Source organism: Sulfurospirillum sp. (assembly GCF_036802865.1).
GTDB lineage: Bacteria > Campylobacterota > Campylobacteria > Campylobacterales > Sulfurospirillaceae > Sulfurospirillum.
The window spans coordinates 224,816-238,354 of record NZ_DAIRVK010000001.1 but is presented as its reverse complement, the minus strand read 5'-3'; the positions used below and the strand labels follow the sequence as shown (position 1 = coordinate 238,354).

General features: G+C 36.1%; 13 protein-coding genes. 1 reads left to right on the top strand and 12 read right to left on the bottom strand.

Annotated features, from left to right (window positions below; translation table 11 throughout):
- The first annotated feature begins 39 nt into the window (after positions 1–39).
- Entirely contained in the window at positions 40–636 is a 597-nt protein-coding gene (locus V7Q04_RS01230) for a peroxiredoxin (protein WP_333803102.1), read from the top strand.
- Between the two features lie 45 nt (positions 637–681).
- On the opposite strand, the gene V7Q04_RS01225 is transcribed toward V7Q04_RS01230, so the two are convergent.
- The 12 genes from V7Q04_RS01225 to V7Q04_RS01170 all read right to left on the bottom strand — a co-directional run bounded on the left by V7Q04_RS01225 (position 682) and on the right by V7Q04_RS01170 (position 13,537).
- The gene (locus V7Q04_RS01225) at positions 682–1,101 is read right to left on the bottom strand and encodes a Fur family transcriptional regulator (protein ID WP_333803101.1); all 420 of its coding nucleotides are present in this window, start codon (positions 1,099–1,101) and stop codon (positions 682–684) included.
- A gap of 88 nt (positions 1,102–1,189) precedes the next feature.
- On the bottom strand, positions 1,190–3,022 hold the full coding sequence (gene dxs / locus V7Q04_RS01220; protein ID WP_333803100.1) for a 1-deoxy-D-xylulose-5-phosphate synthase: 1,833 nt from the start codon (positions 3,020–3,022) through the stop codon (positions 1,190–1,192).
- Positions 3,023–3,037: 15 nt separating this feature from the next.
- Positions 3,038–3,838 (bottom strand): flagellar assembly protein FliH, encoded by an 801-nt coding sequence (gene fliH / locus V7Q04_RS01215; RefSeq protein WP_333803099.1) that lies wholly within the window; start codon positions 3,836–3,838, stop codon positions 3,038–3,040.
- 3 nt (positions 3,839–3,841) lie between these two features.
- Positions 3,842–4,870 (bottom strand): flagellar motor switch protein FliG, encoded by a 1,029-nt coding sequence (fliG, locus tag V7Q04_RS01210; RefSeq protein WP_333803685.1) that lies wholly within the window; start codon positions 4,868–4,870, stop codon positions 3,842–3,844.
- Positions 4,867–6,588 carry a flagellar basal-body MS-ring/collar protein FliF gene (fliF, locus tag V7Q04_RS01205; protein WP_333803098.1) on the bottom strand — a complete coding sequence of 574 codons (1,722 nt, stop codon included), beginning with the start codon at positions 6,586–6,588 and terminating at the stop codon, positions 4,867–4,869. Before fliF ends, fliG begins: the two co-directional genes overlap by 4 nt.
- 11 nt (positions 6,589–6,599) lie before the next feature.
- Entirely contained in the window at positions 6,600–7,700 is a 1,101-nt protein-coding gene (gene hisC / locus V7Q04_RS01200) for a histidinol-phosphate transaminase (protein ID WP_333803097.1), read from the bottom strand.
- A gap of 3 nt (positions 7,701–7,703) precedes the next feature.
- Positions 7,704–8,774, bottom strand: coding sequence for a prephenate dehydratase (pheA, locus tag V7Q04_RS01195; protein WP_333803096.1), 1,071 nt, complete (start codon positions 8,772–8,774; stop codon positions 7,704–7,706).
- 43 nt (positions 8,775–8,817) lie between these two features.
- Positions 8,818–10,023 (bottom strand): diaminopimelate decarboxylase, encoded by a 1,206-nt coding sequence (gene lysA, locus V7Q04_RS01190; protein ID WP_333803095.1) that lies wholly within the window; start codon positions 10,021–10,023, stop codon positions 8,818–8,820.
- Positions 10,024–10,101: 78 nt separating this feature from the next.
- Entirely contained in the window at positions 10,102–11,160 is a 1,059-nt protein-coding gene (locus V7Q04_RS01185; RefSeq protein WP_333803094.1) for an LptF/LptG family permease, read from the bottom strand.
- On the bottom strand, positions 11,157–11,732 hold the full coding sequence (gene pth / locus V7Q04_RS01180; protein WP_333803093.1) for an aminoacyl-tRNA hydrolase: 576 nt from the start codon (positions 11,730–11,732) through the stop codon (positions 11,157–11,159). The genes V7Q04_RS01185 and pth overlap by 4 nt, the downstream gene beginning before the upstream one ends.
- An 8-nt stretch (positions 11,733–11,740) precedes the next feature.
- The gene (locus V7Q04_RS01175) at positions 11,741–12,277 is read right to left on the bottom strand and encodes a 50S ribosomal protein L25/general stress protein Ctc (RefSeq protein WP_333803092.1); all 537 of its coding nucleotides are present in this window, start codon (positions 12,275–12,277) and stop codon (positions 11,741–11,743) included.
- Between the two features lie 66 nt (positions 12,278–12,343).
- Positions 12,344–13,537 carry a type IV pilus twitching motility protein PilT gene (locus tag V7Q04_RS01170; protein WP_333803091.1) on the bottom strand — a complete coding sequence of 398 codons (1,194 nt, stop codon included), beginning with the start codon at positions 13,535–13,537 and terminating at the stop codon, positions 12,344–12,346.
- Positions 13,538–13,539 lie beyond the last annotated feature (2 nt).

Below are 13,539 nucleotides of genomic sequence, written 5' to 3'. Positions count from 1 at the left end.
ATTTCTGTATCAATAAAAATTCTCGATTAAAGGATAATAATGTTAGTAACAAACAAAGCTCCAAATTTTACAGCAACTGCTGTTTTAGGTGACAATCAAATTGTTGATAATTTTAATCTCTATGAAAACTTTGGTGCAAAAGGCACCGTTCTTTTCTTTTATCCTTTGGATTTTACATTTGTATGTCCATCTGAAATCATTGCCTTTGATAAAAGATTAGAAGAGTTTAAAAGCCGTGGTATTAATGTTATAGGTGTTTCTATTGACTCACAATTCTCACACTTTGCATGGAAAAATACACCCGTAAATCAAGGTGGTATTGGTCAAGTAAGATTCCCACTTGTAGCAGATCTTAGTAAACAAATTGCTCGTGATTACGATGTTCTTTTGAATGAAAGTGTTGCTCTTCGTGGTTCATTCTTGATTGATAAAGATGGAACAGTAAGACATGCTGTAATCAATGATTTACCACTTGGAAGAAATATTGACGAGATGCTTCGTATGATTGATACCATGCTCTTTACAAATGAATACGGTGAAGTATGCCCAGCAGGTTGGCAAAAAGGCGATAAAGGTATGACTGCAAGCACAGCAGGTGTTGCAGATTATTTAGCACACAATTCAGATAAACTTTAATACATTAAGCTAAGAGAGATAAAACTCTCTTAGCTTTTTATAACTCTATTTACTTTTTTGACATACAGAACATGCTTCAATACTTGCTATAACATCCATACGCTCAATCTTAACTCTTTTTTCATCTTCTAATGTTGTTTGATATGCAAATAAACTTTGATCATAATCAACATCTTCAATAGCACCACATTGGCGGCAAATAAGATGAATATGTGGCTTTGAGTAAATGTCATAACGCATTTTCCCCTCAGCGGTATTAACTTCAATCACAACACCTTTTTCTTTAAGTGTTGCTAAATTTTTATAAACCGTAGCCAAAGACATGGACGGATTTTCTTTTCTAAGCGCCTCATAAAGATCATCAATTGTTGGATGCATCTTCTTACCTAATTCTTTAAGAACAGATATTCTTTGGGGCGTAGCTTTAAGCTCTTTGGTTTTAAGAAGAGTGATAAAATCATTCATCATAGACCCCTTTTTATAATATTTTCTGAATGATTCCATATTTTAGATCAATTTGTATGAAAATAAATTAACTAATATTTATTATTAATTAATAGACTTCTTTTAAAATAACTTCGGCTAACTGATCAGTGCAATTACCGAGTCTTTTTTCAATGAGATGTGTTGCCCCATGCGTTATAAAAGCATCATCGTATTCAAATGTTTTAATCTTTACATGTAAAGCATATTTTTCTTTCACTGACATTAATAACGAGCCAACACCACCAATTTTTGCACTTTCACTAAATACATACCATTGTTCATACTCTTGCGCTAATGCAATCAGTAAAGGCTCATCCAAAGGCTTCACAAATCGAAGATCTACAATTGCAGCATCAATACCTTGTTCTGCCAATAATTTCGCTGTTTCAGCTGCTTTACCAACCCCACTACCGTAACCTAAGAGCAACACATTGCTTTGTCCCTCTTGAAGGACTTGAGCTTTACCATATTCAAAAGGTATGGATTCAAAACGATCACAATCTAAAAAAGCGCCCCTTGGATAGCGAATTGCTAAAGGACCATTGTGTGTATAAGAGTAGTGCATCGCTTCATGCATTCCTCTTTCATCACGAGGTGCCATCAGTGTCATATGAGGAATGGCACTAAGATATGAAATATCAAAAACTCCTTGATGTGTCTCTCCATCTTCACCGACAATACCAGCACGATCAATTGCAAATACAACATTTAAATTCATAATACACGCATCATGGATCACTTGGTCATAGGCTCGTTGTAAAAAAGTAGAATAGATAGTTATGTATGGCTTAAACCCTTCTTTTGCCATAGCACACATTGATGTTACAGCATGTTGTTCAGCAATAGCAACATCCCAAAAACGATTAGGATAAGTTTGAATGAGAGGTGTTAATCCTGTACCACTTGGCATTGCTGCTGTTACACCTACCACATTGTCATGTGTTTTAGCTAATGTCATCAAAGCTTCTGAGTACATTGTAGTAGCATTTTTACTCACACCTTTTTTGAGTGCCTCGCCACTTGCGACATCAAAAGGTCCTACACCATGCCACTTTTCATAATACCCCTCTGCCATTTCATACCCTTTTCCCTTAAGGGTTTGAGCATGAATAATAACAGGTTTTTTAAGGCTTCGTGCCGATTGTAGTGCCCTGATAAGGCTCTCTAAATCATGCCCATCAATAGGTCCAATATAATCAATTCCTAACTCTTCAAATAACATGCCTGGTGTTATAAGTTTAATACTTTCTTCAAATTTTTTTGCCATATACGTAGCACTCTCTGGCAAATACTGTAAAACTTGCTCGGTTATCTTTTTGATTTTTTGGTAAAACGTACCTGCCATAGCGCTGGACAAAAATTTACTAATAGCACCAATAGGTTTTGAAATACTCATCTTATTATCATTCAAAATAATCACAACAGGGTATCTTCGATCTCCTAGTTCATTTAAAGCTTCATAAACCATACCCGCGCTTAAAGAGCCATCACCAATAAGAGCAACAGGAATACGCCGAGCCTGCTCATTCTTAAGGGCTATCGCTTTGGCAGCACCTACAGCTAAAGAGATAGATGTTGAACTATGACCTGCCACAAAATAATCATACGGTGATTCATCAGGTCTTGTATAGCCACTAATGCCATCAAGTTCACGTAACGTATCAAATTTTTCCCAGCGATCTGTGATAAGTTTATGTGTATAGGCTTGATGACTGACATCAAAGATAAAAGGATCATTTTTTACATCAAAAACATAATGCATGGCAACAATTAATTCTACAGCACCTACATTACTACTCAGATGTCCACCATTGTGGCTGACCGTTTGAATAATTTTTTGCCTAATCTCTTCACAATATTCGTTTAATTCCTCAATTGAGCATTCTCGTAATTGTTTCATGTCTTCCAGTACTTCTTAGTTTTCTTGTAATAGATATTTTACTTTTTCTAATCGCATTGCCAAATTGCCATCTAAATTCCCAACATCGCTTAGAACGACTACACCACCTAGTGTAATAGCATCATCTGATGTTACTTTAATCTTTTCATCCTCAGCATAAAGCTCTTTGAGTGCCTCTAAGTCTTTTGGATTTACCTTAAGTTCAATTTTAATTGCATCTTTCACTTCTTGCAATAATGCTTTTGAAAGAGATGCTGCAATTTTTGAGCTTGAAACACTTACTTCTTTTTTAATCACTTCCTTAGCAATTTCAAATGCAGTTACACTCATATCCGTTTCAAGTTTTGCTAAACGTTCTTCAATGCTTTTATAAAGTGTATCAATATGCCCTATTGATTTCAGATAACGTGACTTCATTTCCGTCACAGATACTTCAGCTTCTTCTTTAGCTTTTTGATAACCTTGAGCATAAGCATTTTCTCGCTCACGTGTGAGTTCTTCATTCAGTCTATTATTAAAATCTTGTTCTTGCTTTTCAATCTGAATTTGAAGCTTTATCACATTCGAGGTAAGCTCATCTGTTTTTTTAAGAAGCTCCTCGATAAACTGATTTTGTGTTCCTTCTTCAATACGTGCAATAGTCACAATCTCATCAAGTACTGGTTTTGTTCCTGATGTATCAAACTGTTCATCTTCTTCACTGATATGTATAGGAGGAGGCGTATCTACAAGATTAGAACCAAGAACCTTAAACCGATAAGGCTTAACAGAATGGTCATCTACTTTTTCTTTATCAATAATATTATCTGTTACCATTGCTTAACCTATCATCTCTTCCGCTTCACCAATTTGGAGAATGCCTTGTTCTGAAAGTTTTTGCACCTCTTCAACAATTTTTCGTTGAGACTCTTCGACATCCTTAACACGTACTGCACCTAGGAAATTCATCTCTTCAACAAAAGCTTCTTGGGCACGTTGTGACATGTTATCAAAGAACTTTCGTCGTAAGTCTTCTGCTGAGCCTTTAAGTGCGACCATAAGATCTCTTTTGTCTGCAACTTTAAGAATTTCACGAACCGCATTACCATCGAGTTTCATGATGTCTTCAAATGTAAACATCATATCTTTAATCACGGAAGCAAGTTTTTCATCGGCTTGCTCAATATAAGCAATCGTTGTTTTAGACGCTTTTTGACCTAAACGGTTGAGGATTTCAGCAACTGCACGAGGTCCACCCACTTCAACTTTATACGATGTAAGAGATTCAAGTTTATTTTCTAAAACAGCAGAGACTCTTTTAACAACGGAAGGTGAAATTTCACCGAGATTTGCCATTCTAATGGTTACTTCACTTCTAAGTTGATCTGGGAAAAAGGAGAGAGTTTCAGCCGCACTCGTTGGATCCATATGCGCTAAAATCAGAGCAACGGTTTGCGGGTGTTCATTCATAATAAAATCACCCAATTGTTGAGGCTTAATCTGAGAAAGATATCCAAAACTTTGTGAATTTTCCATCGATTTAGAAAGTTTATCAAGAATTTTTTGTGCACCTTCAGCACCAAAAGTCCTGTATAAAATTTCTTTAGCATATTCCATACCACCACTTCGAATATACTGATTGGATTGCAAAATAACATAAAACTCTTCTAGAACGGCATTAGCCACAGATTTATCAATATTTTTAGCAGTCGCAATAAATTTAGATACATCTGTGACAACATCTATTTCCATATGAGAAAAGAGATTTGCAGTTGAATCTTCGCCAAGTTGAATAAGTAAAATTGCAGCTTTTTCAGCCATAGTTAGTTCATTGTAAAGGGTTTTTTGCTCTTCTGTTAATTTCATTATCCAAGGTCCTTAGTACTATTTTTATCGTAATCACCTTCATTACGAATCATAGATTGTAAAAGTCCTGCAAATTCTTCACTTTTTTCATCAGCAATATGTTTGAGTTTCTCAAGAAGTACGTCATATTTGAGAGCTTCTTCATTAAAGTCTTGACCAATACCCAACTGATCTTCTACTTTTTTACGTGCTTGTCTAAATTTTTCTAATGTATCTTCTGCACCATCTTCTTCATTTGCATTCACAGGCTCGATTTCATCTTCAAAATCATCCAACTTTGTCTCCACCATTTTTTGACTGAATGGAATAATAACTTTTTTATAGAAGATGAAAAGTAAAATACCCACAACCACATATTTTAAAAGTGGAACCAATGGTCCTAGATAGTTGGAAGCTTTTTCCATCAAGTCTTTAGTTGGTGCACGTGTGCCATCACTGGAGAGTGGTTTGAACTCAAAGTTACTGACAGTAACTTCATCACCCCTTGATTGATTATACCCTACTGTTTGTCTTACAACATCACGAATGGCATCCATTTGTTCTTTACTTAAAGAAAAATACTCTAATTCACTCTTTTTCTTTCCATCGCTATCTACACCGTATTTATAGACACCATCAACAACAACAGCTGCAGTCAAACGTTTGATCTTTGCAAATTCATCTTTTGAGTTAACTACTTTTTTAGAAATTTCATAATTAGTAGTGGTTGAGCTTTTTTGGTATGTTTCACCTTTTTTGTTGCTCTCTAAACCTTGTACGGGTCCTATATTACTAATAGCTCCAGGAACTCCACCAACATCTTGTGGTTCTTTACCTTCACGCTTTTCTTCAACACTCTGTTCACTTCTAGGCACAGAATTTGGATCGTACGTTTCACTGACATAATCTTGCTGTGAAAAATCAAAATCAATCGTTACTTTTGCATTTACTTTATCGACACCACCAATAACGGGTGCTAGTACATTAATAATCTTTTGTTCAACATTATGTTCAAACTCTTTTTTATAACGCATCTGGCTTTTAACAAGTTCGCCCTGAAAGATGTTGCTCTGCTCATCACCTAAAGGTTCGCCATCTTGATTAACCACAGAAACATTTTCAACTGTCAGATTCGATACAGAAGCTGCCACAAGATTTTTAATTCCTATAATTTGTTTGACGGAGAGATTCATGCTTGGGCGAATATTTAAAACAATGGATGCTGTTGGAGCTACTTGCTTTTGCGCAAACACTGTCTCTTTCGGAATAGCAATATGCACACTAGCATTTGCTATAGGTCCTAAGCTCTCCACTGTACGCGCTAGCTCACCTTCTAAAGCTCTAATGTATTTAATCTTTTGTTCAAAGTCAGTAGCACCAAACTCTGTTTTATCAAAAATTTCAAAACCGACTTTACTGTTTTTAGGAATGCCGAGTGCTGCAATAGCAATACGTTGTTTATGAACAACATCGCTTGGAACAGCGATAGTTCCTTCATTGACGACTTTATAAGGAATTTTATCTTTTTCAAGCTGCTGAATAATCAGTGCAGAATCACCAGCTGTTGTGTTTTCAAATAAAACACTGTAACCATTGCCTTTTGAGTTTGCATTTTTGTAGAGCGTTAGAAACACTAAAAAACCGATAAGGACAACAATAGATATTGCTGCCACTATCCTTTGACGTAATGTCAAATTTTGTATAAGTGTTGCTATTTGATTTAAAAGTGTTCTAAGCTCCATTTATCTTTCTCTTAAATGTAAATTGTTTTAAAGAGTTCAAAAAAGCGTTTGTTTTGCTCAGGTGTACCTATTGTGACGCGAATAGCATTCATCCCATACGATCCTAAATTTCTAACGATTATACCCTTTTCCATTAACTTTTGGGCAATTGCTCCTGAGTTTTTGCTCGCATCAAATTCTAAAACAATAAAATTGGTATAACTCTCAATTACTTTAAATCCAAGCTCTTTCGCAAAAGCTTCGTAAGACTTCATCTCTTCAAAGTTTTCTTTCACAGATGCATCCACAAACGCTTCATCACTAAGCGCTACAATCGCCGCTTTAAGCGTTAAATTCGTAATATTGAAGGGAGCACGTAGTTTTAAAAATGTTTGAATCATTTCAAGCTGTGCAATACCATAACCACAACGCATTCCACCGAGTCCATATGCTTTCGAGAACGTACCTGTATAAATTGCATTAGGGTATCTAGCGATCAACTCGTGTGCACTAATATTTTTAGCGGGATCTTTATAGCGTGCATACTCTAAATAAGCAGCATCAACAACAACCAGTGTTTCTTTATTAATTTCATCTAAAAAAGCATACACATCTTTTGCATCGAGGCACTCACCTAATGGATTATTAGGGATGCAGAGCATAATGATTGAAATATCTTTATTTGCTTTATAGATTTCAAGCATCTCTTTGAGATTGTGCTGGGAAGAAGGTGTCCTTAAAACTTTTGCACCCGTTTGCAGTGCGTAGATCTCATACATCGCAAAGGTAATACCTGCCATCAAAACTTTTGTATTAGCATTAGCTTTAGCGTGAATTGCAATCTCAATGACTTGATCACTACCTGAACCTACGATAATATTTTTATCTTCAACATGGTATTTTTTTGCCAAAGCCTCTTTAAGTTCATACATACTGTCATCAGGATAGCGGTTCATATGGATAGCTTCTGCACGTACAGCTTCTATGACTTTTGGACTACAACCACGTGGATTTTCATTGCTCGCAAGCTTAATCACATCTTTGGGTTCAATGCCATATTCTCGTACCACAAGTTCAATGGGCTTTCCCGCTTCATACGTTTTTAAATTGTCTAAAACACTGTTAAATTGCATTCTTCATCCTCCACAAATATAGCTTCCAAGCCATTTAATATCGTATCTGTCTCTGTTTTCTTCGATTACTTTTTGGACATTTTCATCATCAATATGTCCTTCAAAATCCATATAAAAAATTGACTGAAACCCTTTCTCTTTTGTCGGGCGTGATTCAATCTTGGTTAGATTCACTTTTTGATCTTGAAACGTCTGTAAAAACTCCACAAGGCCACCTGGTTTATCATCTGTTTTTGCCAAAATAGAAGTTTTATTATGCACCCCTTTTTTGTTTTTAAAATCACTTAAAATCAAAAAGCGCGTTTGATTTGCCATATTGTCTTCAATTTTTCCAAATAAAATTGGCAAGTTTGACAATTTAGCAGCAATATGAGAACAAATCGCCGCAGCATCAGGATCTTCACTTGCTTTTTTTGCAGCTTCTGCGGTTGATTTGGTGGGGATAAACTCCACACCTAAAAGCATATGCTCTTCTAAAAATCTTCGACACTGATTATACCCTTGAGGATGCGAATAGATACGTTTAATTTTTTTGATATCTTCGCATACCGTTGCAAAGGAGTGATGGATATCCATGTAAAGCTCAGCCACAATCTTGGCGCTAAACTTACCTAAACAGTCCAGTGTCGTCCCAACAGCTCCTGCGGTATTGTTTTCGACAGGTACAACGCCATACTTAGCTTCACCATTTTCAAGCACATGAAAAACAGCTTCAATGGAACTCACTTCAATATAACTTCCCATCGCACCAAAACGACTCTCTGCTGCTTGATGTGTATAGCTCCCTTCTGGTCCCATAAAGGCAATTTTCTCAGGAAATTCAAGGTTACGGCTTACAGCAAACACTTCCAAAAAGATAGCATCAATGGCTTGGTTGTTAAGAGCCCCTTTATTAAGCCCCTTAAGGCGATCCAAAATTTCTTTTTCGCGCTCAGGTCTATAAATTGCTGTTCCACTGGTTTGTTTAGCACGACCAATCTCTTTAACCAACTCCATACGTTCATTCAGAAGTTTTAAGATTTGATCGTCAATCTGATCAATCTTTTTTCGATAGTGTTCTATATTATCTTGCATTATTCGCCTTTAATATGCCCAAGGGTTGGCAAAATTGCATAACTCATACGTACTCTTTCTCCAAAGCAATCACATCTTCAAAGCTCTCACGTCTACGAATCAGACGATCTTCACCATTTTGTAAAGCCACTTCTGCCACCCTACTGCGTGTATTGTAGTTGCTACTCATGGTAAATCCATAGGCTCCAGCACTTTTAACAACCAAAAGATCATCATGCTCACATGCTGGTAATTCAATATTTTTCGCAAAAAAATCACCACTTTCGCAAATAGGACCAACTACATCGCACACGCTTGTCTCTTCATGCTCTTTACCTTCAACCTCAATGGCGTGATACGCTTGATAAAGGCTTGGGCGAATAAGATCGTTCATAGCACCATCAACGATTACAAAGCGTTTAAAGCCATTGTGTTTTTCATAAAGTACTTTTGTCAAAAAGTATCCACAATCTCCAACCAAGTAACGACCTGGCTCACAGACTAATGTTACATCAAGACCCGTGAGTGCTGCAAAAATAGATTGAGCATATTCATAAAGCGCTACTGTAGTTTCATCTTTGTATTGAATGCCTATACCGCCACCCACATCAAAAAATTTAATCTCAATACCCAAGGCTTTTAAGTTTCGCAATAAATTTGCCAACACCAATGCAGCTTCCCTAAAGGGTTCAACTTCTGTAATCTGACTTCCAATATGAAAGTGAATGCCCACAGGATCAAGCGAAACACTGTTTTTAGCATGAATATACATGCGCTTCGCACTTTCTAAATCAACACCAAATTTATTTTCATGAAGTCCTGTTGAAATATACGGGTGTGTTTTAGGGTCAATGTTTGGATTAACACGAATACTGATGCGCGCTACTACGCCTAATTTTTGAGCAATGGCTTCAACGCGCTTCATCTCTTCTTCACTTTCGAGATTAAGCATCAAAATATCATTTTTCAACGCCTCTTCGATTTCATCATCTCTTTTCCCTACACCACTGAAAATAATTTTATATTTTGGAATTCCAGCAAACAGTGCGCGTTTTACTTCACCAATAGAAACACAATCACAACCAGCGCCTAATTCTGCCATATACTTCAAAACCGAGAGATTGGAATTTGATTTTACGGCAAAACAAATCAAGGATTTTCGTGCTTTAAAGACTTCTTTGAGAGCAGAAAATTTGTTAGTTATCGTATCAAAATCATAAACATATAAAGGAGTATCATATTTTTGTGCTAAAGCTTGGAATTTCGTCATTTTGAACCTTATTAGAGATAACAATAATTCTCTATTCTATCAAAAAGTTCAACAAAAAATGATTAAATACAACCTAACTTAGCGTTTAGAGTAAAAATACAAGGCTATTAAAAAAAGAATTATAATTGGTAGTATAATTGCAATCTCTGCAAAGATAACGCCATTGGATGCCAAGCGGCTTAATAAAAAGAGTCCGCTCCAAACTACAAGTGTGCTAAAAGCAAAAGAAGAAGCGATAACGGCCATATTAAAATAACGACCCATAACAGGTGCTTTATAATACAAAACAACGATCAAAAATGGTGCAAATAAAGGGAAAAAAAGTTGATAAAAAAGTGTCGCTTTGATCTTACTGGTATTAACCCCTTGCGTATCAAAAAAGCGTAATGCATCTATACCATCGGTGATAGAAAGCGTATATTCACTCTGATATACATTGTCCATAATTTTTGGCTTAAAATCTTGCATCGTTTGGAGTTTATCGACATGTTCAGTGCGATATCCATTATCATTCAATGAAGTAATTCGTGGTTTATGAATGATGCTTACGTTTTCCAACATCCAATGATTTTGAATAAATGAAGCAACGGAAGCTCTAATGATTTTGGTTAAATCCACATTATCAACTTCAAAAATAGTTACATCATAAGCGATTTGCTTCAATGGATCAAGTTTTTTGAAGTAGATATATTGATTGTCATGCTTTAAGAAAAGATCTTCTGAACTGGTTGAAATACGATTATACTTTTTGAGATTTGCACTGTACTCATAGGCATAGGCAAATTCTGTACAATTAAGTCCTATATAAAAAAGTGTTAGCACTAAAGAAGTGATAAAAAAAGGACGAACAAGTGCTTTTTTGCTAATACTGGAAGCATACATACAAATAAGTTCATTCGATTTTATCATGCTAAAATACGTTACGATCATACCAAAGACAACAGAGAGGGGCAAGACATAATTGACAGCATTCATGCCTTGAAAAAGAGCATAAAGAATTTGTAAATTTGCTGAATCAGGGATATTATTGTAATTTGTAAGAAGATCTACACCAACATAAAAAAGATCAAGTGCTAGAAAAATAACAAAGAAATTTTTGAGATAATTTTTAACAATATATTTCTCAAAAAGTTTCATACGTTATCCCCATCACACAATGTTTGTTTAAGTGAGTATTGTACCGAAACTTCTTTTAAATCCCCCGTGAGTAAAGCTTTAATGCTTTTCTTTACATGTAAAATAATTTCTGGTAAAAATTCTCGTTGACATCCCGAAAAATCAGAAAGTACATATTTGGCTACATCACTTTTATGCTCGGGTTTGCCAATGCCGATACGCACTCTAATATACTCAGCGCCAATATGTGCATCAATGGAGCGAAGTCCATTGTGTCCACCGTGACCCCCGCCAATTTTAAAACGTAAGGTTCCAAAAGGTAGGTCTAAATCATCATGAATCACAATAATCTGATCGGGTTTAAAGTAGTCATCAACCGAACGGACACTCTCTCCAGAAAGATTCATGTAAGTCATTGGTTTTAGAAGTAACATAGAAGGGGCTTTAAAAAGCTCACCTTTAAAATTTGATTTTGTGATTTTTTCGCATGAAGGGTGGTCATCGATTAATGCATCGATGACCATAAAGCCGACATTATGTCGATTATTTTTGTACTGTAAGTCTGGATTTCCAAGCCCTACGATCAGTGTCATATTAAGCGTTACTTCGCTTTAATAACTCCGGCAACGGAAACGCGTGTTTCATCCATGATTGTAACATTAGCTGGAACAGGAATATCACGTACCAAAACAGTTGCACCAACGTCTAATCCACTTACATCAACAACAAAGCTATTTGGTAAGTTCTCTGCTGTACATTTAACTGTTAAACGTTTTTTAGATTGGATTAGAACACCTTTGTTTTTTGTACCTACTGGAAGGCCTTCAAGAACAACTGGAACTAAGTATTTAGATAAAACACCTGGAAGTGCTAAACGTAAATCTACATGTAAAAGGTTGCTATTTACAGGATCTCTTTGGTAATCTTGAATTACAACATTGTACTCTTTACCCGCTACTTTAACTGGGAAAATAAGAGTCTCTTTGCTCTTTGCTGCTTTGATAAATTCATTTGCTTTAAATGCAGCATTGATGTTTTCTTCACCCTTACCGTAAATGTTTGCAATTAGATATCCATCTCTACGAAGCGCTTTAGTAGCCTTTTTTTCGATACTATCTCTAATGATGCCTTCTAACATAGTTTTCCTTTATAAAAAATAAGGCTATGATTGTACAAAAACAAACCTAAAAGCTGCATAAAGACATTATTGCTTTAAACCAATGATGTCTTTATCGTATTCTTTCATACCTTCAGGCAACTCTTCTTTACGAGCTTCCTTAAGACTTTTGTCGGCATCGTAAAAATCAAGTGCCATTGTAATGTCATTACGACTGGAAGAGGTTTGAATGGCAGCTTCGCGCGAAATTCGACTTTCTGCATAGAGTGCTAAAAGAGCTTGATCAAATGTTTGCGTTTTATAAACGTCTTTCCCCTCTTTAATGGCATCGGGAATTTCACCTTCCCTTCCTTCTAATATCAGTGCTTCGATTCTTGCATTTTTGACCAAAATTTCAACCGCAGCCGTTCGTCCATGATCAACTGTTCTAACCAAACGCTGCGCAATAACACCTTGTAAAACAGAAGATAAAGACATCTTAATTCTATTTTGCTCACTGCCAGGAAACATCCCAATAATGCGACCAATGGTCTCTTTAGCATCCATCGTATGCAATGTAGAGAGAACCAAGTGACCTGTTTCAGCCGCATGCATTGCTGTTTCTATTGTTTCAAGATCCCTCATCTCACCCACTAAAATAACATCGGGATCTTCACGAAGTGCTGCTCGAAGCGCATCAGAAAAAGAAATAGCATCTTGCCCAATGGCACGTTGGTTTACCACGCATAACTCATCTTTATAAATAAATTCAACTGGATCTTCAATAGTGATAATATGCTTTTTTTGTGTTTTGTTAATTCGGTTAATCATCGAAGCCAATGTAGTCGTTTTACCACAACCAGTTGGTCCTGTAACCAATATCAGTCCACGTGAAAGATCGCACAGTGAATTAATAATTTCAGGCAGATGAAGTGATTCTACTGTTGGGAGTACCATAGGAATCGTTCTAAATACTGCCGACACACCTTCCACTTGAAAAAACATATTGACACGAAAACGATACTCATCGTTGAGCTTAAAGGTAAAGTCAATATTTTTCTTCTCAACCAATTCAGGGAAACGACTTCTAAGCAACTCTTTTGCCAAAGTAAGACCATCAGGATAAGAGAGTATCTCTTCAGAAAAGGAGACAATTTCACCGTTAATACGCCCTCTAATCGTCGTTCCTGTTTTGACATGTAAGTCACTTCCATTTTGCTCGATAAGTTTACTGAGATAAAATCTCAGCTTTTCCATCATTTCAAATGTGAGTTCACTAACATTGACAGACTCTTTTGACATCA